Source organism: Lactobacillus sp. A27, assembly GCF_016742815.1.
Taxonomy (GTDB): Bacteria; Bacillota; Bacilli; order Lactobacillales; family Lactobacillaceae; genus Lactobacillus; species Lactobacillus gallinarum.
In genome coordinates this window covers 57,636-81,003 of sequence record NZ_JAEHNT010000032.1, presented here as the reverse complement: position 1 = coordinate 81,003, position 23,368 = coordinate 57,636, and the positions used below count along the sequence as shown (strand labels likewise).

Sequence of the window (23,368 nt, the reverse complement as noted above, 5' to 3'; positions counted from 1 at the left end):
CTAGCTAACTGGTTCTATGATGAACAAGACGATTACTACCTTGATCAAAACGGCGTTAGATTTAGCTTCAAATATTATAGTCGGGGTAAAGATAAAACGACTGGTCAGGTTCGCTATAATCCTAACTGGCAATACTTAAAAGAAAAAGCCAAAGCAGTTTTCCAAAGTCCTGAAGGCAGTCACATCTACAGAATGAGAAAGTATGATGTGGAGCCGATTTTTGGACATTTGAAGAATGTTTTTGGCATGCGTCGAACTCATTTAAGAGGCAAAAAGAAGGTTGAAACCGATGTGGGAATAGCCTTCATGATAATGAATTTAAGCAAATATTGGAACAGAAGATGGTCAAAGGACCAATTTTGTTTAAGCGAAAAGAAAAAGACGGTCAAGCAACTCAAATTAAGAGTTAGATTGATCGTCTTTTTGTATCTGAGAGTTGGTTTTTTCCCCAGACACTTTCTAGAAAGTGATATAGATATAGATGTATCTTCTGCCATAAAGTTTGTATTTATTAAGTAATAAGGAATTATTAGGCAGAGACTGAATAATGAAGGTTTACTCTGTAATATTTCAACCTCCATTACTTATTATACTTTTTTAGGTAAAAAATACAAGGGGGTTAAATGTTATTATTTCTTAATGTATTCCCTTACATTTGGGCATTTAATAAAAGTTTTAGGCTCTATTGTCTGTTATCAAATGCATAATAAAAAAGAACTCCTTAATTAAGAAGTTCCTTTTTTAATAATCAGATTAGTCTTGGTAGTTTACCAATTCTAAGTATGATTCAGGCTTAAGTGAAGCACCACCAACTAAGCCACCATCAATGTCAGGCTTTGACATTAATTCCTTAACGTTAGCTGGCTTTACAGAACCACCGTATTGAATACGAACGTTTTCTGCAGTTTCTTCGTTGTACAAGTCCTTAACAGTTTCACGGATAGTCTTGCACATTTCTTCAGCTTGGTCTGATGAAGCAGTCTTACCAGTACCAATAGCCCAGATTGGTTCATAAGCAATAACAAGGTTTGAAACTTGTTCAGCAGTAAGACCATCTAAAGCAGCCTTAATTTGACCAACAACCCAGTCTTCTTGCTTGTTTGCTTCACGGGTTTCAAGTGATTCACCACAGCAAATGATTGGCTTCAAGCCATTAGCAAAGATTGCCTTAGCCTTCTTGTTAATGTCTTCATCAGTTTCGTGGAAGTAACCACGACGTTCTGAGTGACCAATAATTACGTAGTCCATACCCATTTCTTTCAAGACCTTAGGTGAAGTTTCACCGGTGTAAGCACCTTCGTCTTCAAAGTAACAGTTTTCAGCACCGATGTGTAAGTTTGAACCTTTAGCTGCTTTTCTTAAAGCATCAAGGTCAACTGCAGGTGCACAAATAAGTGATTCTACCTTACTTGGATCTGGCAACTTGTCCTTAACAGCGTCAACGAATTCAGTAGTTTGTTCTGGATTCATGTGTAACTTCCAGTTACCAGCAATAATTGGTGTACGGCTCATTAGTCTATTATCTCCTTAACTTAAATTACTTGTCTTGTACGCAAGCGATACCTGGCAATACTTTACCTTCAAGGTAGTTAAGTGAAGCACCACCACCAGTTGAAATGTGGCTGATCTTAGGTGCAATACCCAATTGCTTAGCAGCAGCAGTTGAGTCACCACCACCGATAATAGTAGTTGCGTCAGTAAGATCTGCTAATGCACGACCAACTTCCAAAGTACCTTCTGCGAAGTTAGGCATTTCGAAAGCACCCATTGGTCCGTTCCAAACAACAGTCTTAGCATCCTTTAAGATGTCCTTGAACTTAGCAATAGTCTTAGGACCAATGTCAAGACCCATCATGTTGTCAGGAATGTCATCACCAACAACTTCACGTGAAGCATCGTTTGAGAATTCAGTTGCAGCTACGTTGTCAACTGGAAGAACGATCTTGTCGCCAGCCTTTTCAAGCAATTCCTTAGCAAGGTCTACCTTATCAGCTTCAAATAATGATTTACCGATCTTGTGGCCTTGAGCTGCTAAGAAGGTGTAAGCCATACCACCACCGATTAAGATGTGGTCTGACTTAGGAATCAAGTTGTTAATAACACCAATCTTGTCTGAAACCTTAGCACCACCCAAGATAGTTACGAATGGGTGTACAGGGTTATCAACAGCGTCACCTAAGTACTTGATTTCCTTTTCAAGTAAGTAACCAGCAGCTGCAGGCTTGCCATTTTCCTTCATTGCAGTAGCGATACCAACGTTTGATGCGTGACTTCTGTGAGCAGTACCAAATGCGTCGTTTACAAACATGTCACCAAGGCTTGCCCAGTATTCGCCAAGCTTAGGATCGTTACCTGATTCACGCTTACCAAAGTCATTGTCGATATCTTGGAATCTAGTGTTTTCAAGAACAACAACGTCGCCATCTTTCATGTTGTTGATAGCATCTTCAACTTCTTTACCTTCGTTTGATGGTACAAAAGTTACAGGCTTCTTAAGAAGTTCACTTAAACGTTCAGCAACTGGCTTTAATGATAATTCCTTCTTGTCAGCATCTGACTTAATACGGCCCAAGTGACTAAGCAAAATAGCCTTACCACCATGTTCAATGATGTACTTGATAGTTGGAAGTGCAGCAACGATACGGTTGTCATCACCGATAACGCCGTCCTTAATTGGAACATTGAAGTCTACACGTACTAAAACCTTTTTACCTTTAACATCAAGATCGTCAACGATTAATTTAGCCATTATAATCCTCCGATTATTTTGATATTTTTCCTTCAAAAAAAGGCGGAAGGAAGAATCTCCCTCCGCCTTCTCAATTACCACTTAACTATAATCAGTTAATTTAAATTAATGATTAAAGAGTAGCAAAGTGTAATAAAGTACGAACCATTTGGCAAGTGAATGAGTATTCGTTGTCGTACCAAGCAACAGTCTTAACTAATTGCTTGTCACCTGCAGTAGTTACCATAGTTTGAGTTGGGTCAAAGATTGAACCAGCAGTCATGTTCAAAACATCGCTTGAAACAATGTGGTCACCATTGTAAGCAAATGATGGGCTTTCGTACTTCTTCATAGCTTCGTTAACTTCGTCAGCAGTAACCTTCTTGCTCAAGATTGATACTAATTCAGTTTCTGAACCATCTGGAACTGGAACACGTTGTGCGTGACCGTTCATCTTACCGTTCAAGTTAGGCAATACCAAACCGATAGCCTTAGCTGAACCAGTAGTATGAGGAATGATGTTTTCAGCAGCAGCACGAGCGTCTTGTTCCTTACCACTACGAGCAGGACCATCCAAAGTCATTTGAGTACCAGTGTATGCGTGGATAGTAGTCATAGTAGCAACTTCGATACCGAATTCCTTGTCCAAAGCGTTAGCCATTGGTGCAAGTGAGTTAGTAGTACATGAAGCAGCTGAAACAATCTTGTCGTCAGCAGTCAAAGTGTTTTCGTTTACTGAGTAAACGATAGTCTTCAAGTCGTTACCAGCTGGAGCTGAGATCAATACACGCTTAGCACCTGCGTCAAGGTGAGCTTGTGACTTAGCCTTGCTAGTGTAGAAACCAGTACATTCAAGAACAAAGTCAACACCATCGTTCTTAACCCAAGGAATGTTTTGTGCTTGTGGTTCAGCGTATACGTGGTACTTCTTACCGTCAACTACGATAGCATCTTCAGTTGATGAAACTTCGTGGTTGAAAGTACCATGAGTAGTGTCGTACTTAAGTAAGTAAGCAAGCATTGATGGAGTAGTCAAGTCGTTGATAGCAACAACTTCGATGTCCTTACTCTTTTCGCCTAAGTCCATAATACGACGGAATGCTAAACGACCGATACGGCCGAAACCGTTAATACCAATTTTAACTGTCATAACCTAAAAGTCCTCCTTTAAGAACTATAAACAACAATTTATTTTAAACGGGATTTTATTTCCCCTTTAAAATCATATTTGAGGCACCCTCATCAGTAATTAACCAGGTTTGATGAGGTGCATTGGGCATATATGCTTTTATTGCTTTGGCTTTTCTTGCACCACATGCAAAAGCAAATATGTGGGGTATTTTATATAGGTTCTCAAACTGTAATCCAACCTGGGTGATACGGTCGACAACCTTGCCTTTTTCATCGAAGAAACACCCGAAACATTCGGTGACGGCCTTCTTTTCACGAAGCTCCGAAAGTCTAATTGAATTATACCCTCTACGCTGCGCCATTTCTTGGGCTAACCCAATACCATGGATCACTGCATCGCTTTGTGAAATATCTTGCAGAACATCCGCAATCGAGGATTCACGTATCAAAGATTTATACGCTGCAGCTGAAACCTGTTCAGGTAAATACAATGTCTTATACGTACCCGAAGTTTTAGCTGCCATTTCTTGGACGATTGTATTACTTTGCGTTTCTACATTTTCGCCCAAGGCTCCTCGACCAGGAACAAATTCTAACTGGCGGTTATTCCCTAAACTAGGAGATAAATACTTAGCAGATTTTGCTAAAGCCGCTCCACCTAGAATTGTAACTATTGAATGACCTAATGGCAAGAGTAAATTTAAAGCTGAACTTAACTCTTCTCCCATCTCTTCATAAACGCGATCTTGCAAATCAGCATTACCTGGTACAATCAAGGTTCTTTCAATCCCTAATTTCTTAGCCAGTGCTAATTCTGTTTCACCAGCATTAAAGAGACGGTCAATCAATGGCCCCGCATCTTGTAATGTTTTCTCGCCCTTTTCAGTTAAAAACATTCCAAAACTTTTAGTTTCAATCAAACCTAATTGACTCAAATATTCAGTTTCGGTTCTAATGTTTCTTTCTGAAAGCCCTAAATGTTGAGCTACACTTCTACGCCCAATCGGCGCATGCAGTGCTATCTGCTCAAGGACAAGATACCTTTGTCGAAGAATCTTTAAGACGTCGGGAACGAGCGCTTCGAGCAAAGAAAAGTCCGAATTCATCGTTCCCTCCTTTCCCTGGGACGCTTAGTGACCACATCTGTGTCGATTGCTGTCCCAGAATACTTAAAAATATAAGAGAAACGTACAACTATTTCAAATTCATACATTTCCCAATCGACACTGTTAGTATAACAATGTATTTTTCGTAATTCAAGAAAAAGATTGGCTATTTTAAAAAAATTGTAAGGCTCACAAAATCATTTCTATTTATATTCTTTTTCTGTTATACTAGAGGCTGCGTAGTTTGGGTCCTTAGTGTAATGGATCGCACGTAAGATTCCGGTTCTTAAAATCTGGGTTCGACTCCCAGGGGACCCATACAAAAAAGGCTAGAGCAATTGCTCTAGCTTTTTCATTTACTATTAAAACTTACCTGAAGTCAATTCAGCACGTTGTGCAAATTGTACATACAATCTTGAACCAGTTGCTGACATACCTTCAATTTCACGTTTAGTGTTGAAACGGTAATGCTTTTGTGCAGAGCCATTTTCACTTACCTTAAAGATGTTGTCATTAAAGCCAATGAAGAAGTGACCGTCGCCATAAGCAAAGCCTTGAACTGGTGAATTAGAAATAAATCTACCTTCAGTTGCACCAACTTCAGTAGCATTCCAAGTATCACCATCTCTAGTTAACTTCCAGTATTCATAGCAGTTATGACCACCATTGTGGAATAAAGCGTACATAGTATCGTCGCCTACAAAAGTAGCGTTGTGAATGTAACGATTGTCTGAAATTCTAAATGTCCAAATCTTGTTAATCTTCATATCGCTCTTGCGAATTTGTAAGATTTCTTCTGAAGCAGGACCATTATTGTATTTATTGTCATTAGCCAATACGTAGATGTAACTTGATGAAGAACCTAATGATTGACCGTGACCCAATTTAATATATGGACTTACTTTAATGTTTTTAGCGTATGACTTAAAAGTGCTCCACTTCATAGTAGTAAGATTTTGTGCAGCATACTTGCTCTTTAATGCATTCAAGTTATATGAAACTAAGTGTCCATATTGACTATTGCTGCTTGTAAATAATGAAGTAGTGAAAATACCGCCGTTAACTGTCATACCTTCAGGAATTACACCAACTTGGCCCATTGCATCCCCAGCTTGACCATAACCTAAACTCAAAAATCTAGGTTGGAACAAACGAGTTCCAAGAGTTAAGCCATTGCTCTTAATGGTGTTGCTAGTAGTTTCTGAACGGTATCCATGTGCACGATTCCAGTTTCTAGATGAGCCCTTTGAGCCACCATTCCAAGTAGAAGTAGTCTTAAAGCCCTTCTTCGGAGTAACACTTGGAGAAGCCATATCACCATCATGAACGTCAATATTAACTTCTGCCTTTGCTTTACCATAACTATAGGTTACTTTGTCTGGATTAGTACTTACATACTTTCTAGAAACATGAACCTTATTAGGATTAATTGCAGTACCATGTGCATCTGTAGCGTAGTTAATCGCATCTCTAGTAGGGAAGCTGTAATCACTATTTTTAACTAAGCTTACCTCATTAGCAACAGAGATTTGGTTACGTGCAAAGAATTTTTCACTTACCCAACCAACATTGCGACCATCAACAATAATCTTCCAGAAAGTACCTTTTCTGGTTGATCTAGATTCCTTTGATTGAATTTGACCATGTTTAAAATACTTAGTTGAAGTAAACTTGCCGCTTGGTCCCTTGCTTGAAACATTGTGATAAATTGCATAATTACCATTACCTGCAATTTTAGTAACAGCCTTGCCGTAGCTTTTAGCTTGAACAGTGTTTGCTTGACCATTAATAGTTAATAAACTTCCAGCAATCAACAAACCAGCTAAAATTAGCTTTTTATTGTTTCTCATTCATTCTTCCTCCTTAAAAAAACAACATATACTCATATCCTAGCACCAATTCATCAAAAATGTTCTTATATTATTAAAAAAAATTAATATAAGAACATACTAATGGCATTGTTATATAATGAAAGGGTTCACAATTTATATTAGGAGTGTTTTTATGGTCGAATCACAAAACAATCCCAGAAAGATGATGTGGACTACTCTGGCAATGATGGCGTTCTCCACTGTTTGGGGATTTGGTAACGTTGTTAATGGGTACGTCTACTTTGATGGAACAAAGGTCATCTTCAGTTGGGTAGTCATGTTCCTTCTCTACTTTGTTCCCTATGCACTGATGGTTGGTGAACTAGGTGCTACATTCAAAAATACCGAAGGTGGGGTATCATCTTGGGTAAATGCCACAATGGGTGCAAAATGGGCATATTATGCAGGTTGGACTTATTGGGCTTGCCACGTCGTATATATTTCTAGTAAAGGTACCGGTGGCTTAAGAGCTATGGCTTGGGGCATCTTTGGTAACACCAGATGGTACGACGGATTACCTACTGCTTGGACACAATTTGCAACATTAGTTGTATTTTTATTCTTCTGCTGGGTAGCAAGTCGTGGTATTCCTGTATTAAAGGGCTTAGCAACTATCGCAGGTTCTTCAATGTTCATCATGTCAATTTTGTTTATCATCATGATGTTTGCCGCTCCGGCTATTAATCCAGGAGCAGGATTTTACCACATTGATCTTAATTGGAAGAATTTAATGCCAACTTTCAACGTTAAATACTTTACTTCTCTTTCAATCTTAGTATTTGCCGTTGGTGGCTGTGAAAAGATTTCGCCTTATGTTAATAAGGTAAAAGATCCTTCCAAGAATTTCCCTAAGGCAATGATGGCATTAGCAATCATGGTTATGGTATCAGCAATTTTAGGTACCTTTGCCATGGCATTGATGTTTGATCCGAAGGTCGTTAATGCTAATTTGAATGAATATATTTCAAATGGTGCCTACATGGCCTTCCAAAAACTAGGCGAATACTACCATGTTGGTGGATTATTCATGTACATCTACTCATGGTGTAATGTAATTGGTCAATTCTCCACCTTAGTAATTAGTATTGACGCACCGCTTAGAATGCTTTTGGGAAGTAAAGAAGCAAAAGAATTTATTCCTAAAGGTTTATTCAAGCTTAACAAGCATGGTGCTTATATCAATGGTATTTGGATGATCGTTGTTTTATCAGGTGGTTTAATTGCTATCCAAGCATTTGTTCCTAACGCACAAGCTGTAATGGCTCAATTAGTTAAGTTAAACTCAACTACCATGCCACTTCGTTACCTTTGGGTATTTGCAGCTTATATTGCTTTAAGAAAGCATCAAAAATCATTTGAAACCACTTATCAAATGACTAAATCTCAGGGATTAGCTTATACCGCAGGTATTTGGTGTTTCTTAGTTACTGCAGCATGTTGTATTTTTGGTATTTATTCACCAGATCCATTTACATTAATGCTCAATATCTTAACACCAATCATCTTAATCGCATTGGGATTGATTCTTCCTGGTATTAAAAAATATCAAGAAGCAAAGGCCAATTAGATATAGATATAACAAAAAAGACCGTTGACAGCGGTCTTTTTTTATTTTTTAATTTCATTTAGATTAAAAATGAGGTGGAAAAATATGACATTACCTTTTAAAGCTGTTGCAGTTGACATGGATGGGACATTCTTAGATGATCGTAAGCAATTTAATCATGAACAATTTGATCAAATACTTACGGAATTAGAAAAAAGAAACGTTCATTTTATCGTAGCTTCTGGTCGGCCATACACTAGATTAAAGCAAGACTTCGGTGATTTTGCTGAACGCATGGATTTTGTTTCTCTCAATGGTTCTATGCTAGTTGTTAACGGTGAAATAGTTGCTTCTTATCCGCTAAAACGTGAAACTGCTCTTAGTCTACTTAAAGAAGTCAGTGACAAATATGGTAAAGTAGCTCCTATGGTCTTCGAAACCGATGTAGCCTACTTCCACAAAGCTATTCCTAAAACTGAGCGTGACTTCTTAGCATACTTCGCTGGCAAAAGTGCAGTTGTTGATCATTGGTCAGATTTACCCAACAAGGATATCTTGCAAATCACTTTTAGTTTAGACAATTCTAAGGCGCCAGAAATTGAAAAAGAATTCAATGAAAAGCATGAACAAAAAATTTCTGCATTTGGATCTGCTAATACTGCTATTGATACTAATGTTTATGGTATCAATAAAGGCGCCGGTTTAAAGCATTTATTAGCCAAATTAAACTTAACTGGTGATGATCTAATCGCATTTGGTGATGGCGGCAACGATATTGCTATGCTTGATTTTGCAAAATACTCTTATGCTATGGCTAACGGGATGCCAAGTGTTAAAGAACATGCTAAATATATCGCACCTGCCAATACTGAAAATGGTGTCTTCAGGGTCCTACAAAAATATTTAGACGCTGAGAAATAGATATACAAAAAAGGCAATGAACCTAAACGTTCACTGCCTTTTTTAATGAAATAAATTATTTGGTCAACTTTTCTGTACTTTCAAGTAATTCAGCACGTTGAGCTAAATTCATGTAAAGTCTGTTGTTTGAAACAGCGATACCTTCAATTTCACGACCAGTGTGGAATTGATAAGTATCCTTGACTTCACCATTACGAGCAATTTTAGCAATTACATCGTTAAATGCAAGATAGAAGTTGTCATTCTTAGCATCGTATGTGAAACCTTGAGTATAAGTATTTGAAACAATACCAGTCTTAGTTGCACCTACCATAGTTGGGTACCAGTTATCACCTTTACGGTTGAATTCCCAGTATTCAGTTTGGTTCTTTTGCTTGTTGTAAAGAGTTGTATACATCTTGTGATCACTTACAATAACACCATCGTGGAAGTAACGGCCTTCTGAGTCGCTACCATTCCAGCATTTGAATGTCCAAATCTTATTAATGCACATATCGCTCTTACGGATTTGAAGCAATTCTTCTGATCTATTGCTCTTATATGATGTCTTATTATCATAGTTAACTACATAAATATACTTATCAGTTGCGCCCATAGCTTGACCGTGACCAATTGGGATATATGGACTTACCTTAATATTTTTAACGTAAGAATTGAACTTCTTTTGAGACATATCAAGCAAGTATTGACCATTAAAAGCATTAGTCAAATGGTTTAAATTATAAGCAATGATGTGACCATTAGAAATTTTAGTACTGCTGAGTAAACTAGTGTAAAGCCAGCCGTCTGACATAGCAATACCTTCTGGAATATGACCTACACGGTTAATGTAATCGTCGTCTTTAATGTCTCTAGCAACACTAAGTAAAACTGGTTGGAAGAAACGAGTCTTAAAGGTCATATTACCATTATCAGTAGTGTAACTGTGCTTTGCTTTATCCGGAGCAAAGTCAGTCTTAGTTACGTAGTTAGATGAACTACCATAGTAAGTCTTCCAAGATTTTAGGTCACCACTAAATGGTTGTGCTGAAACACTATCTGCATCAGCAACGCCTTCTTTAGTACTCTTTCTTACAGTAACTTTTACAGTAGCTTTAGCACTACCATAACTATACTTAACCTTGTAAGTACCTGGTTCAGAACAATCAATTGCATCTTCAGAAATTGTAATATCTTGGGTAGGAATAACGGTTCCCATATAGTTAGTTACATAACTAACTGCATCTTCTGGAGCAAAATCAGAATGACTATTTCTTACTAAACTTACAGTCTTAGGAACAGCAATAGTGTTTCTAGTAAACCAGTTTTGGTTAACATATCCTACTTTACGGCCATTAACATAAATGCGCCAGTAGGTACCGTTGTGAGTTTTAATTCGTTGATCAGATTGAATATGAGCATATTGATAGTCACTGGCATCTGCTAACTTCTTAACAGGCTTACCATTCTTAATGCTCTTATAAACATTGTAATGTTTATTACTACCTACTTTAACCATCAAATCGTAAGAAGTACTGGTTTGAACTGGCCCCTTTTTAGCAGTTGAACTATCTTTAGCTTTGTCTGTTTTAGTAGTTGACTTAGAATTAGCGGCAAAAACAGGATTTGAATAACCCATTAATAAACCAACACTAACTGCAACAGCTGATGTTGCAGTTAAAATCTTATTTGTATATTTCAAGCTTGTCCTCCTACAATATTACAACAATATTTTACATAGTTATTATAATATATAAACAATATTCTCAAAAATACAATTTGAATACAAGTAAATCTCTTTATTTGACACTTTTATTACGAAGTGATTTAATTAGCACAGTACTTAAAAGAGTGCTAATTAATACGAAATAAATTTAGGAGGCAAATATATGCTAGTACCTACAGTTATTGAACAAACTGCTCGTGGTGAACGTGCTTATGACATTTACTCACGCTTATTAAAAGATAGAATTATTATGTTGAGTGGCGAAATTAACGACCAAATGGCTAACTCAATTATTGCTCAATTGCTTTTCCTTGATGCACAAGATAACACTAAGGATATTTCGCTTTACATTAATTCACCAGGTGGTGTAATTACTTCTGGTCTTGCAATTATGGATACTATGAATTTCATTAAATCAGATGTATCAACTATTGCAATTGGTATGGCTGCTTCAATGGCTTCTATTCTTTTGACTAGTGGTACTAAGGGTAAGCGTTTCGCATTACCTAACTCTACTGTACTTATTCACCAACCTTTAGGTGGAGCACAAGGTCAACAAACTGATATTCAAATTGCAGCTAACGAAATTTTAAAGAGTCGCAAGAAGATTAACGAAATCTTACACGAAACTACTGGTCAACCTTTGGAAAAGATTCAAAAGGATACCGAACGTGATAATTACTTAACTGCTGAAGAAGCTAAGGAATACGGTTTAATCGATGAAATTATGGTTAATAAGAAGAAGTAATCATAAATTATAATCAAAAGAGGATTTACGTGTGCAAATCCTCTTTTTTTAATCTCTCAAATTTTCAGCCAATTCATGTAACTTTTTGAATCGATGATTAACACCAGATTTTGAAATAGGTCCATCCGGAATTTGATCCGCTACTTCTTTTAAAGTTAATTCTGGATGAGCTAATCTAAAACGTGCTAAAATCTGTAACTTTTCTGGTAAGCTGTCGATTCCTTTTTCTTTTTGAATCAACTGAATATCTTCTACCTGTTTTGCAGAAGCGGAAGCCGTCTTTTTCATATTAGCTGTATCACAATTAACCAAACGATTAACCGAATTACGCATGTCTCGCATGATTCGTAAATCTTCAAAATTTAGCATAGCATTTAATGCTCCAACTACATGCAAAAAATCTCCGATTTTAGCTGCTTCTTTAAGGTAGACAATGTAACCTCGACGACGTTTCGTCATCTTAGCATTCAAATAAAAATACTCATTCATCAACTTAGCTAAATCTTCATTATGATCTTCATAAGTTGAATAAATTTCTAAATGATATCTACTAGTCTCAGGATTATTAACGCTACCGCCAGCTAAAAAAGCACCTCTAAGATAAGACATTGCACCTTCCCGTGACTTCATAATTCTCTGTGGAATTCTGGTAACTAATCCTCGAGCAGGATCCCAAATATTTAAGTTTTCCAATATTTCTTGCACGTCACGATTAAGTCGAACTAGATACTGATTATTCTTTTTTAATTTCATCTTACGAGAAACAATCAATAATGGTTCAATTCCATATGCAACTTTAATCAGTTTAAAAATTCTTCGTGCAATAGCGGGATTTTCTGTAGTGATATCTAGACTAAATTGATGATCATGAAGATTTAAAACCCCATTCATTCGCAAAAAAGCAGCTAACTCTGCTTTAGCATGCTCTGGATGCACCTCAAGCGAAGTTAGCTCCTTTTTGACTTCACTAGCATAACTAGCCATTATTTTCCTTCATTCTTTTACGTAACATTGCCTCAAATGCCAAATTCATTATTTCCTTTGCTACTTTTTCTCCATCATGAAAGACCAACCCGTGTCGTTGATCAATAAAATCATCGGTAATAACACGACAATTTTGCGCTCTCAAACCATTAAAGTCATTCTTAACAGGTTCAAGATATGCATCATAATCCTCTGGGTGAAATTTACTCATATCAATTTTAGCTCCGTTAACTAAAGCTGTATTGATATAGTTTCCACCTAAGTGACGATTGATTACCTCCACGTGCTCTGCATCGCTAAAGTGATCAGTTTCTCCACGTTGAGTCATGATATTACAAATATAAACTACTTCAGCCGGGGTTTCTCGAACCGCTTCACCTAAATTAGAAATCATCAAATTAGGCAAAATAGAAGTAAATAAACTACCTGGACCTAAGACAACTGCATCTGCCTGCATTATCGAAGCTAAAACAGGTAAAACTGCTTTAGGTGTGGCATTCGAATTAGTATCTGTTACCCAAACACGTTTGATTCTTTTATCTTTTGAGGTAATCTCCGTTTCCCCGGCTTCCGTGGTACCATCAATAAACTCGGCGTTTAACGTTAAAGGTTCGTTAGATGCTGGAAAGACGTGGCCGTCGACCTTCATCATTTTAGATAAAGATTGAACAGCATCAAAAATATTCCCATGCATTTCATTCAAAGCTGCAATGATCAAGTTACCAATAGCGTGGCCTGAGAAGAATGCATCAGATGAATCAAACCGATATTGAAAAATGTCTTTTTCTTCTTGTGGCAAATCACTTAAAGAAACTAACACATTTCTAATATCACCCGGTGGAACAACGTTAATAAAATTTCTGATAGAACCAGATGAGCCACCATCATCGGATACCGTAACAATGGCAGTAATTTCCGCATTTTGATCTTTCAATGCATTTAGAATAACTGGTAACCCAGTACCACCACCGATAACTACCACCCGCGGACGTCTGCCTTTAATTACGCGCACAATTCGCGTTTCTCCATATGACATCGCGATATACCTACTTTCTAATGTAGCGACTTACCTCACGGTGAGTTATATCAACTGGATATTTTTTGGATAAGTCACGAGCAAGTTGTTGTGCAATTGATACACTACGATGTTGACCACCAGTACAACCAATTGCAATTGTCAATTTTTCTTTTCCTTCTTTAATATAACCAGGAATAGCGGTTTCTAATAAATCCAATAATTTTTGATAGAAAACCTGTGTCTCTTCTTTATTCATTACATAATCAAAGACACGCTTATCTAATCCTGTGAATGGACGCAACTCCGGAATATAGAATGGATTAGACAGAAAACGCACATCCATTACAATATCCGCATCAATTGGCATGCCATATTTAAAACCGAATGACATTACTTCAATTGAAAATGGCTGACGCTTACGGTCACTGAAAGTATTAATTAACTTCTGTTTTAAATCTTTAGTAGATAAATTAGACGTATTAATGATGTAATTTGAACGATTTTTGATTGGCATCAAAATACGACGTTCTTCTTGAATGCCATCTAACAAACGTCCCTTACCATTATTAGCTAGTGGTGGAAGCCGTCTAGTTTCCTTGTAACGTGCTACTAACACATCATCTGAAGCATCTAAAAAGAGAATAGTAGCTTGAACGGTGCCATTATCTTCGAGTGAATTTACCTCATCTAATAAATCTGTATAAAAAGTTTTAACACGTAAATCAATTACTACTGCTACCTTATGGAAATCATTTGAATTATTAATTAAATCCCAAAAGCTTCCCAATAATGTTGGTGGCAAGTTATCAACTACGAAGTAACCCATATCTTCTAAATCATGAGCCACAACAGTTTTGCCTGCCCCACTCATTCCTGTAACAATTAATAATTGTTTCTTATCATCAGCCATTGTTAGCCCTCCTTCTGTAAATTATATCATACCGGGTGTTCCATTATAGTGCAAAAAAAAGAGACCATCGCAGCCTCTTTTTCATAATTATTAACGGTGCATAAATGCAACGACTATTTCATTGATACCAAATACTAACAACCAAAATGCAACTAACCATACTAAACTCAAAGCTGCAAAAAGTGGGTTAAAGATCAAGAAAATAGCAATAACTAAACTTAGAATGTTCAAAACTAAGTTAAAGATAAAGTATCCTGTTGAAAAGTCACGCAAGTGCCATGAAAAGGCAATTCCGACAGCTGAGTCGACAAAGAACCAAATTGCAAATAAATATGCAATGGTCAATCCACCAATATCATATGAGCATAAGAACAAAATACCCACAATGATATCTAAAATACCTGAAATAAGTGCTACCCAACTACGTGCAAAGAAAGCACGAAAACGTGAATAACCAGCAAGCCATACTAAACCTTGCAAAATTGACAAAATACCAAAGATTAATACAAATGCATGCAATCCCTTGGCTGGATGTCTAAGAAGCAAAAAAGCAACAACAACCATTAATACACCAGCGATAAATGCGCCCCAATCGAAGCCACGATTATCTCTAGAACTTGAAAAAATGTCCATTATTCGTCCTCCTTGGTGCCTATTTTACACTTATTCGAGGATAAAAACACTTACGCATTACTTTTTATTTTCCGCATCCCTAGTTAACTTAGTATCACGCTTTAAAACCGGCTTTAAATATTGACCAGTATAGCTTTCTTTCACCTCCGCTATTTCTTCAGGCGTTCCTGTAGCAACAACGTTACCGCCACCTTCACCGCCTTCAGGTCCTAAATCAATAATCCAGTCAGCGTTTTTAATCACATCTAAATTATGTTCAATTACTAGAACAGTGTTTCCTTCATCAACTAAACGCTGCAAAACTTCAAGCAAACGCTTAATATCATCGGTATGCAGACCTGTCGTTGGCTCATCCAAAATATAGAAATTCTTACCAGTTGATAATTTCTGCAATTCTGCAGCCAACTTCATTCTCTGGGCTTCCCCACCTGATAAAGTTGTAGCAGATTGACCTAATTTAACATAGCCTAAACCTACATCAACAATAGTCTGCAATTTACGTGCAATTTTAGGAATATTTTCAAAGAACTTGCATGCTTCATTAATTGTCATATCAAGCACTTGAGCAATATTCTTTTCACGATAAGTTACTTCCAAGGTTTCTGAATTATAACGACTGCCATGACAAACTTCACATGGGACATACACATCTGGCAAGAAATTCATTTCGATCTTAATAATTCCGTCACCATGACATGCTTCACAGCGGCCGCCTTTAACATTAAATGAAAAACGAGCCTTAGTATAACCTCTCATTTTAGCTTCATTTGTTTGAGCAAAAAGCGTACGAATATCATCGAAAACGCTAGTATAAGTAGCCGGATTACTACGTGGGGTACGTCCAATAGGACTTTGATCAATATCGATGATTTTTTCAATATTTTTATAGCCACGAATTGACTTATATTTACCTGGCTTAGTTGAATTATGATTTAACTTTTGCGCTAATGCTCGCTTTAAAATCATATTAACTAAAGTTGACTTACCTGAACCAGAAACACCACTCACTACGACAAATTTTCCTAAAGGAAAATCAACGTTAATATTCTTTAAATTGTTTTCTTGTGCACCGGTAATAGTGATCTTCTTACCATTACCCTTGCGGCGTTTTAATGGCACAGGAACAAACTTTTTTCCCGACAAATATTGACCAGTCAAAGACTTAGGATTTTTCTCCACTTCTTCTGGTGTACCTTGAGACATTACCTTACCGCCGTAAACGCCGGCGCCTGGTCCCATATCAATCAGATAATCGGCTTGGCGCATAGTCTCATCATCGTGTTCAACCACAATCAAAGAATTGCCTAAATCACGCATTCTCTTAAGTGAAGCAATCAAACGATCATTATCACGTTGATGAAGTCCAATTGAAGGTTCATCTAAAACATACATAACTCCTGATAAGTTAGAACCAATCTGGGTAGCCAAACGAATACGTTGAGCTTCCCCACCAGATAAAGTATTAGCAGAACGAGAAAGGGTCAAATAATCTAATCCAACGCTGTCTAAGAATGAAAGACGATCACACACTTCTTTCAAAATTGGTTTAGCAATTACAGTTTCTTGTTCACTTAATTTGACGCTCTTAAAGAAATCTAAGGATTTATTGATTGAAAGTTCAGAAGCTTCAGCGATATCCTTGTCCATTACCTTTACAGCCAAAGCTTTTTCATTTAATCGCTTACCGTGACAAGTTGAACAAGTCAGCTCTGTCATATACTTGCCCATCACATCGCGCATAAATTTGGACATTGGATGTTTATAGCGTCTTTCAACATTATCCATTACCCCTTCAAAAGGCTGGGTTGTGTCATTAACGCCAAAATCCCCTGTAACATGAAATTTCACTGGCTTAGTTGAACCGTGAAGAATCGTTTCTCTTTGCTTTTTAGTTAATTTATTAAAAGGCTTGTCCATTGGAATATCAAGTGCTGCACAAGCTTGTTCTAACATTTCAGTGTAATAATTAGACGTCTTCCATGGAGCTAACGCACCTTCTGCCAAAGTTTTGGTCTTATCAGGTACAACCAAATCTTCATCAACGGCTAAATTCATCCCTAATCCATCACAATCAGGACAAGCACCAAATGGCGCATTAAATGAAAATAGTCTTGGCTCCATTTCGCCTACTGTAAAACCACACTTAGGGCAAGCATAATATTCAGAGAAGTTAAGCATCTCCCCGCCAATAACATCAACATTCATGTAGCCATCAGATAAACGAAGAGCTGATTCAATTGAGTCAAACAAACGAGATTTAATACTATCTTTCACGATTAAACGATCCACAACAATATCAATATTATGTCGCTTATTTTTAGCTAAATTAAACTCTTCTCCAATTTCGTGCATCTCACCATCAACAATAACACGAACATATCCAGCACGTTGTACTCGTTTAAAAACTTCCTTGTGTTCACCGCGTTTAGCACGAACAACGGGAGCTAACAATTGGATTTTAGTTCTTTCGGGTAAAGACATGATTCGGTCTACCATTTGATCAACCGATTGTCGTTCAATCAAAGTTCCATCATTCGGACAAATTGGATGACCTACACGAGCCCATAAAAGACGTAAATAATCATTGATTTCGGTTACTGTTCCGACAGTTGAACGTGGATTATGTGATGTGGTTTTTTGATCAATTGAAATAGCGGGATTCAACCCATCGATTGAATCAACATCTGGTTTATCCATCTGGCCCAAGAATTGTCTAGCGTAACTAGAAAGTGATTGTACATAGCGTCTTCTACCCTCTGCATACAAGGTATCAAAAGCTAAAGAACTCTTTCCAGAACCTGATAGACCAGTAACTACTACTAATTGGTTTTTAGGAATAGTTATATCAATATCCTTTAAATTATGTTCTCGTGCACCACGAATAACGATCTTATCATTTACCATTAAAAGCTTTCCCCTTTTTTGTCTTTGGTTTTCTAGATGACTTTTGTAAATCGATAATAGCATCCCGTAAGTTTGCTGCCTCTTCAAAGTCCAACTTTTTAGCGGCTTCCTTCATCTGCTCTTGCAAATTCTTAATCATCGTCTTCTTTTGACTAGCAGTCAATTCATCGAAGTTCAAATCGGCAAAACTATCAGACTTTTTATCTTTATCATCACTTGATGGCTTCGTAATAGAAATTACATCTTGAACAGGCTTGATAATTGTCTTAGGTGTAATTCCATGTTCTTTATTAAACTCTTCTTGAATCTTACGCCGTCTCTTAGTGGCATTGATTGCGGCTCTCATAGAATCAGTAATCGTATCGGCATACATAATTACTTCACCATTTGCATTACGAGCCGCACGACCCATTGTTTGAACTAGCGGACGATACGCACGCAAAAAGCCTTCTTTATCTGCATCCAAGATAGCTACCAGTGAAACTTCTGGCACATCAATACCTTCACGTAACAAGTTAATTCCGATTAACACATCAAATTTACCTAAACGTAAATCACGCAAGATTTTCATTCGCTCAAGTGTCTTAATGTCAGAGTGCAAATATTGCACTTTGATTCCCAGATCCTTTAAGTAATCTGTCAAATCCTCTGCCATCTTTTTGGTCAAAGTAGTAACAAAGACTCGTTCATTGCGATCAATTCGTTTATTAATTTCGCCAACTAGATCATCGATCTGCCCTTCAATCGGCCTTACTTCAATCTTCGGGTCTAGTAAGCCTGTTGGCCGAATAATTTGTTCAACCTTATGATCAGTTCGCTCTAATTCATAATCACCTGGCGTAGCAGAAACATATAGTATTTGATGAACATGCTTTTCAAATTCAGATAACTTAAGTGGACGGTTATCAAGCGCTGATGGTAAACGGAAACCATAATCAATCAACGTCTGCTTACGATTGCGGTCACCATTATACATCGCACGAATTTCGGGCATAGTCGCATGCGATTCATCAATTAAAATCAAGAAATCATCAGGGAAGAAATCTAGCAAAGTATAAGGCGGTTCTCCAGCTTTTCTCCCTTCCATGTGACGAGAATAATTTTCAATTCCGTTGGTATAGCCAACTTCACTCATCATTTCCATATCATATGTAGTACGTTGCTTAATTCTCTCGGCTTCAAGTAGCTTGCCTTCGCCTTCAAACTTCTTTACCTGAATTTTCATTTCTTTAGAAATCTCTTTAAGCGCGCGCCGCAATTGTTCATCATTAGTCATAAAGTGCGTAGCTGGGAATAAAGAGATACTTTCTCTTTCACCAATTACTTCTCCAGTCAAAGAGTCAATTTCAACAATGCGATCTATTTCATCCCCGAAAAATTCGATACGATAAGCATGATTCGAATTACCAGCTGGGAAAATTTCTACCACATCGCCGCGAACACGGAAACGTCCCCGTTGAAAATCGATATCGTTGCGGTCATATTGCAAGTTTACCAAATCACGCAATAATACATTACGATCATATTCTTGACCTTCATGAATCATCAAAACGCTACGGGCATATTCTTTAGGATCACCTAAACCATAAATTGACGATACAGAAGCTACGACAATAACATCGTTACGCTCCATTAAAGCTGAAGTAGTGGCGTGTCGCAACTGATCGATTTCATCATTGATAGCCGAATCCTTTTCGATATAAGTATCGGATTGAGGAACATAAGCTTCTGGCTGATAATAATCGTAGTAAGAAACAAAATACTCAACTGCATTATGAGGAAAGAAACTTTTAAACTCGCCATAAAGTTGACCTACTAAAGTTTTATTATGCGTAATTACCAAAGTGGGCTTATTCAAGTTAGCAATAATATTGGCCATAGTAAAAGTCTTACCAGTACCAGTTGCACCCTCCAAAATTTGTTCTTTATAGCCTTTTTTAAAGCCGGCAGTTAATTTATCAATAGCCTGCTCCTGGTCTCCAGCAGGTTTAAATTTAGATACTAATTCAAATTTGCGATCTTTTTGTCGTTTAATCATGGTCAAAAACTCCTCATGAAAAAAGTTGGACCAAATTGTCCAACTTTCTAATTAGTATTTATATTTTACTACCACGAACGTGTTTTCGCACGAAATATGCCCATTTTATTTAAGAAGTTCAGCTAAAGCTGCTTGGTAGTCTTGTGCAGCCTTCTCTGCAGTTGCGATATCCTTCTTATTTACACCAACATAAGCCTTGATAACTGGTTCAGTACCTGATGGACGAAGAGCAACCCAAGTTTCATCATCTAAGAAGTACTTCAATACGTTTGATTCTGGGAATTCTTCAAGTGGTGTAACATTACCATTTTCAATAGTTTCTTTCTTCAAGAAGTCTTGAATCTTGTTAACTTTGACACCATTGATTTCGCTTAAATGTTCATCACGCAACTTGCTCATGAGGGCTGCCATCTTCTTTTGACCGCCGATACCTGGCATTTCGATAGCCTTGGTAATTTCATAAGCTACACCGTACTTCTTCCAGATTTCTTGCAAGCCATCAAAAACAGTCATGTCCTTAGAAGCATAGTAACTAGCAACTTCGGCAAACATCAATGCACCTTGCATAGCATCCTTGTCTCTAGCAAATGGTTTGAATAAGTAACCATAACTTTCTTCAAAGCCCATGAGGAACTTAGCATCGCCAGCCTTCTTCATGCGGTCAACTTCTTCACCGATATACTTGAAGCCAGTCAAAACGTGTTTAGTCTTAATGCCAAAATCTTTTGCAATCTTAAATGGTAAAGCACTTGAAACAACTGAAGTAACGATTTCATAATCGCTAGTCAACTTGCCACTTTCTTTCATATGAACAAGCAAGTAGTAAGCCATCAAAGTAGCAATTTGGTTACCAGTCAAAACTTGGAAGTCGCCATCAGATTTTCTAACAGCTGCACCCATTCTATCAGCATCTGGGTCAGTAGCAATGATTACGTTAGCATTAACTTCATCAGCTAATTTAAATCCAGGCTTGAAGACATCACGATATTCCGGGTTAGGCTTAATTGTAGTTGGAAATTCTGGGTCAATGATTGATTGACTAGGAACTGGAATTACATTGTCAAAGCCACCTTGTCTAAAGGCACGATCATAAAGCATCTTACCTGTACCATGAAGTGGTGTGTAAATAATCTTTAACTTATCAGCATTTGCTTTAACCATTTCAGGATCAACAGTTACTTGCTTTAATTCATTCAAATAGTCTTCATCAACATCTTCACCGATTAATTGCAAAGTACCATTTGCCCGTAATTCTTGGACAGGTGCTGCCTTTACACTAAAAATGTCAGTTACTTTTTGAGCATATGCAAATAAACGATCTGCGTTTTCTGGTGCCATTTGTGCACCATCTTCACCATAAACCTTGTAACCATTATATTGCTTAGCATTGTGAGAAGCAGTGATATTAATACCTGCAAAAGTATGCAAATGACGAACAGCATATGAAAGTTCAGGTGTTGGTCTTAAATCATCAAACAAATATACGTGAATCCCGTGTGCACCTAAAATACGTGCTGCATGTTCCGCAAATTCTCTTGAGTGATATCTTGAATCAAATGAGATAGCTACACCGCGCTTTTTAGCTTCTTCACCATTTTCATCAATCAATCTTGCTAAGCCTTCAGTAACTCTGCCAACTGTAAAAAGATTGATTCTATTAGTTCCGGGTTCAAGACGACCTCTCATTCCGGCAGTCCCAAAATTGATATCTTGACCAAAGGCATCTTCAATCCATTTTTCATCTTTACCTAAAGTATCTAATTGATCCTTTAAATAATCAGGTAAATTATTAGCATTTTGCCATTCTTCAAAAACTTCTTTTGCTTTCATATTTTCCTCTATTCATCAAAATAAATACGTATCGGATTTTAAAGCTGTCTTTAACTTTTTATTATCTAGTAACAATTATAAAACTTCTGCTTTATTAATTTAACGCTTTAACTACTAAAAAGTCATTTTTTTATTCCATTTTTGGCTGGAATGACTCTGTCTTTTCTGATCTATATTATTAACAATAAAAGACATGCTCATCTGAACATGTCTTTTTATCCTTATTTTATTAAAAATTAAAGGCGAATTTCTGGCTTAGGATCTCTGCCCATCATTTGCTTAATTTCTTCAGCTACATCAGTGTTTTCGTAAAGAACACGGTAAATAGCTTCACAAATTGGCATATCGATGTTCTTTTCTTCGCTAAGTTCATGAACGGCTTTAACAGTAGTTGCACCTTCTACAACTTGACCCATGTTTTCAAGAACGTAATCTAAGCTCTTGCCTTCACCGATTTGTTTACCGGCACGCCAGTTACGTGAGTTAACTGAAGTACAAGTTACGATCAAGTCACCAATACCTGATAAACCACTAAAAGTCATTGGCTTAGCACCAAAGTAGTTAACACCTAAACGAGTAATTTCAGCTAAACCTCTAGTCATAAGTGCTGCCTTAGCATCATCGCCGTAGCCTTGTCCTACTAAAATACCAGCTGCAATGGCGATAACGTTCTTAACGGCACCACCAACTTCTACACCAACTAAATCATCATTTGTGTAGAAACGAACATAATCATTTGAGAAAATCTTTTGAACTTTCTTAGCATTTTCTTCATCAGTTGAAGCACATGCAATAGCAGTTAAATCTTTTTGAGCTACATTTTCAGCATGACTTGGACCTGAAATAGCTACGATCTTATCTTCATCATTTGGATAAACTTCTTCAGTCAAGATTTCTGAAATAAGCTTCTTAGTACCTGGTTCAATACCTTTAGTTGCAGTAACTAAAAGTGGCTTAGCACCTGTCTTGTCCAATACCTTACGTACATTCTTAGCAACAATTCTTACTGCCTTAGTTGGTAAAACAAATAAAACTAATTCTGCACCATCAAGTGCTTCTTCAAGGTCTCCAGTAGCCTTAGTAGTTTCATTTAATTTCCAATCTTTCATGTAGTGACTATTGGTATGAGTTTTATTAATTTCTTCGTTAACACTATCAATGTTACCGTAAAGAGTCACATCGTTTCCGTTATCGGCTAACATTGAACCTAAAACTGAACCCCATGAACCATTACCTAAAACTGAAATCTTTGTCATTTTTTCTCTCAAACTTTCTATATTGAAATTTTTATCTAA

Annotated in this window: 18 protein-coding genes and 1 tRNA gene; 5 read left to right on the top strand and 14 right to left on the bottom strand. The window is 37.1% G+C overall.

Annotated elements, in window-relative coordinates; all coding sequences use genetic code 11:
* On the top strand, positions 1–519 hold a 519-nt coding region (locus tag JEM49_RS05110; protein ID WP_201873930.1), incomplete at its 5' end, for a transposase.
* 234 nt (positions 520–753) lie between these two features.
* Here JEM49_RS05110 and tpiA read toward each other — a convergent pair.
* From tpiA to JEM49_RS05090, 4 genes are all read right to left on the bottom strand, one after another.
* Complete coding sequence (gene tpiA / locus JEM49_RS05105; protein WP_023061659.1) at positions 754–1,512, bottom strand: triose-phosphate isomerase; 759 nt, start codon at positions 1,510–1,512, stop codon at positions 754–756.
* A gap of 25 nt (positions 1,513–1,537) precedes the next feature.
* Positions 1,538–2,749 (bottom strand): phosphoglycerate kinase, encoded by a 1,212-nt coding sequence (locus JEM49_RS05100; protein WP_025005144.1) that lies wholly within the window; start codon positions 2,747–2,749, stop codon positions 1,538–1,540.
* Positions 2,750–2,861: 112 nt separating this feature from the next.
* Entirely contained in the window at positions 2,862–3,878 is a 1,017-nt protein-coding gene (gene gap, locus JEM49_RS05095) for a type I glyceraldehyde-3-phosphate dehydrogenase (RefSeq protein WP_025005145.1), read from the bottom strand.
* A 55-nt stretch (positions 3,879–3,933) separates the two neighbouring features.
* On the bottom strand, positions 3,934–4,965 hold the full coding sequence (locus JEM49_RS05090; RefSeq protein WP_025005146.1) for a sugar-binding transcriptional regulator: 1,032 nt from the start codon (positions 4,963–4,965) through the stop codon (positions 3,934–3,936).
* 246 nt (positions 4,966–5,211) lie between these two features.
* On the opposite strand from JEM49_RS05090, the gene JEM49_RS05085 reads away from it, so the two are divergent.
* Positions 5,212–5,283: transfer RNA gene (locus JEM49_RS05085), tRNA-Arg, on the top strand.
* A 44-nt stretch (positions 5,284–5,327) separates the two neighbouring features.
* Here the strand turns inward: JEM49_RS05085 and JEM49_RS05080 are convergent.
* Positions 5,328–6,815, bottom strand: coding sequence for an LBA0864 family S-layer associated protein (locus tag JEM49_RS05080; protein ID WP_201873929.1), 1,488 nt, complete (start codon positions 6,813–6,815; stop codon positions 5,328–5,330).
* 154 nt (positions 6,816–6,969) lie between these two features.
* Here JEM49_RS05080 and JEM49_RS05075 point away from each other — a divergent pair, with 154 nt between their 5' ends.
* Together JEM49_RS05075 and JEM49_RS05070 are read left to right on the top strand one after the other, a co-directional pair.
* Positions 6,970–8,403 carry an APC family permease gene (locus JEM49_RS05075; protein ID WP_191335193.1) on the top strand — a complete coding sequence of 478 codons (1,434 nt, stop codon included), beginning with the start codon at positions 6,970–6,972 and terminating at the stop codon, positions 8,401–8,403.
* Positions 8,404–8,487: 84 nt separating this feature from the next.
* Positions 8,488–9,303, top strand: coding sequence for a Cof-type HAD-IIB family hydrolase (locus tag JEM49_RS05070; protein ID WP_191451305.1), 816 nt, complete (start codon positions 8,488–8,490; stop codon positions 9,301–9,303).
* 55 nt (positions 9,304–9,358) lie between these two features.
* Here the strand turns inward: JEM49_RS05070 and JEM49_RS05065 are convergent, their stop codons facing one another.
* A complete protein-coding gene (locus JEM49_RS05065) occupies positions 9,359–10,984 on the bottom strand; it encodes an SH3-like domain-containing protein (RefSeq protein ID WP_201873928.1) in 1,626 nt (541 codons plus the stop codon).
* A gap of 187 nt (positions 10,985–11,171) precedes the next feature.
* Between JEM49_RS05065 and clpP the strand changes: the two genes are divergently transcribed.
* Positions 11,172–11,756 carry an ATP-dependent Clp endopeptidase proteolytic subunit ClpP gene (gene clpP / locus JEM49_RS05060; RefSeq protein ID WP_005718663.1) on the top strand — a complete coding sequence of 195 codons (585 nt, stop codon included), beginning with the start codon at positions 11,172–11,174 and terminating at the stop codon, positions 11,754–11,756.
* A gap of 48 nt (positions 11,757–11,804) precedes the next feature.
* On the opposite strand, the gene whiA is transcribed toward clpP, so the two are convergent.
* From whiA to JEM49_RS05020, 8 genes are all read right to left on the bottom strand, one after another.
* Positions 11,805–12,740: a DNA-binding protein WhiA gene (whiA, locus tag JEM49_RS05055; RefSeq protein ID WP_025005150.1), complete on the bottom strand. Its 936-nt coding sequence runs from the start codon at positions 12,738–12,740 to the stop codon at positions 11,805–11,807.
* Positions 12,733–13,776 carry a gluconeogenesis factor YvcK family protein gene (locus tag JEM49_RS05050; protein WP_201873927.1) on the bottom strand — a complete coding sequence of 348 codons (1,044 nt, stop codon included), beginning with the start codon at positions 13,774–13,776 and terminating at the stop codon, positions 12,733–12,735. The genes whiA and JEM49_RS05050 overlap by 8 nt, the downstream gene beginning before the upstream one ends.
* Before the next feature lie 10 nt (positions 13,777–13,786).
* Positions 13,787–14,668, bottom strand: a complete 882-nt coding sequence (gene rapZ / locus JEM49_RS05045) for an RNase adapter RapZ (RefSeq protein WP_025005152.1) — start codon at positions 14,666–14,668, stop codon at positions 13,787–13,789.
* Between the two features lie 90 nt (positions 14,669–14,758).
* Entirely contained in the window at positions 14,759–15,301 is a 543-nt protein-coding gene (locus JEM49_RS05040) for an HdeD family acid-resistance protein (RefSeq protein WP_025005153.1), read from the bottom strand.
* A 57-nt stretch (positions 15,302–15,358) separates the two neighbouring features.
* Entirely contained in the window at positions 15,359–18,205 is a 2,847-nt protein-coding gene (uvrA, locus tag JEM49_RS05035) for an excinuclease ABC subunit UvrA (protein ID WP_191335196.1), read from the bottom strand.
* Complete coding sequence (uvrB, locus tag JEM49_RS05030; RefSeq protein WP_056945509.1) at positions 18,195–20,243, bottom strand: excinuclease ABC subunit UvrB; 2,049 nt, start codon at positions 20,241–20,243, stop codon at positions 18,195–18,197. Before uvrB ends, uvrA begins: the two co-directional genes overlap by 11 nt.
* Positions 20,244–20,348: 105 nt before the next feature.
* Complete coding sequence (locus JEM49_RS05025; protein ID WP_056945510.1) at positions 20,349–22,073, bottom strand: phospho-sugar mutase; 1,725 nt, start codon at positions 22,071–22,073, stop codon at positions 20,349–20,351.
* 236 nt (positions 22,074–22,309) lie between these two features.
* Positions 22,310–23,329 (bottom strand): NAD(P)H-dependent glycerol-3-phosphate dehydrogenase, encoded by a 1,020-nt coding sequence (locus tag JEM49_RS05020; protein WP_025005155.1) that lies wholly within the window; start codon positions 23,327–23,329, stop codon positions 22,310–22,312.
* Positions 23,330–23,368 lie beyond the last annotated feature (39 nt).

Coding starts and splice junctions, on each gene's coding strand:
- uvrA (WP_191335196.1), bottom strand. CDS start 18,205: ATGGTAAATGATAAGATCGTTATTCGTGGTGCACGAGAACATAATTTA.
- JEM49_RS05090 (WP_025005146.1), bottom strand. CDS start 4,965: ATGAATTCGGACTTTTCTTTGCTCGAAGCGCTCGTTCCCGACGTCTTA.
- JEM49_RS05080 (WP_201873929.1), bottom strand. CDS start 6,815: ATGAGAAACAATAAAAAGCTAATTTTAGCTGGTTTGTTGATTGCTGGA.
- JEM49_RS05075 (WP_191335193.1), top strand. CDS start 6,970: ATGGTCGAATCACAAAACAATCCCAGAAAGATGATGTGGACTACTCTG.
- JEM49_RS05070 (WP_191451305.1), top strand. CDS start 8,488: ATGACATTACCTTTTAAAGCTGTTGCAGTTGACATGGATGGGACATTC.
- whiA (WP_025005150.1), bottom strand. CDS start 12,740: ATGGCTAGTTATGCTAGTGAAGTCAAAAAGGAGCTAACTTCGCTTGAG.
- uvrB (WP_056945509.1), bottom strand. CDS start 20,243: ATGATTAAACGACAAAAAGATCGCAAATTTGAATTAGTATCTAAATTT.
- clpP (WP_005718663.1), top strand. CDS start 11,172: ATGCTAGTACCTACAGTTATTGAACAAACTGCTCGTGGTGAACGTGCT.
- gap (WP_025005145.1), bottom strand. CDS start 3,878: ATGACAGTTAAAATTGGTATTAACGGTTTCGGCCGTATCGGTCGTTTA.
- tpiA (WP_023061659.1), bottom strand. CDS start 1,512: ATGAGCCGTACACCAATTATTGCTGGTAACTGGAAGTTACACATGAAT.
- JEM49_RS05025 (WP_056945510.1), bottom strand. CDS start 22,073: ATGAAAGCAAAAGAAGTTTTTGAAGAATGGCAAAATGCTAATAATTTA.
- JEM49_RS05020 (WP_025005155.1), bottom strand. CDS start 23,329: ATGACAAAGATTTCAGTTTTAGGTAATGGTTCATGGGGTTCAGTTTTA.
- JEM49_RS05040 (WP_025005153.1), bottom strand. CDS start 15,301: ATGGACATTTTTTCAAGTTCTAGAGATAATCGTGGCTTCGATTGGGGC.
- JEM49_RS05100 (WP_025005144.1), bottom strand. CDS start 2,749: ATGGCTAAATTAATCGTTGACGATCTTGATGTTAAAGGTAAAAAGGTT.
- JEM49_RS05050 (WP_201873927.1), bottom strand. CDS start 13,776: ATGTCATATGGAGAAACGCGAATTGTGCGCGTAATTAAAGGCAGACGT.
- rapZ (WP_025005152.1), bottom strand. CDS start 14,668: ATGGCTGATGATAAGAAACAATTATTAATTGTTACAGGAATGAGTGGG.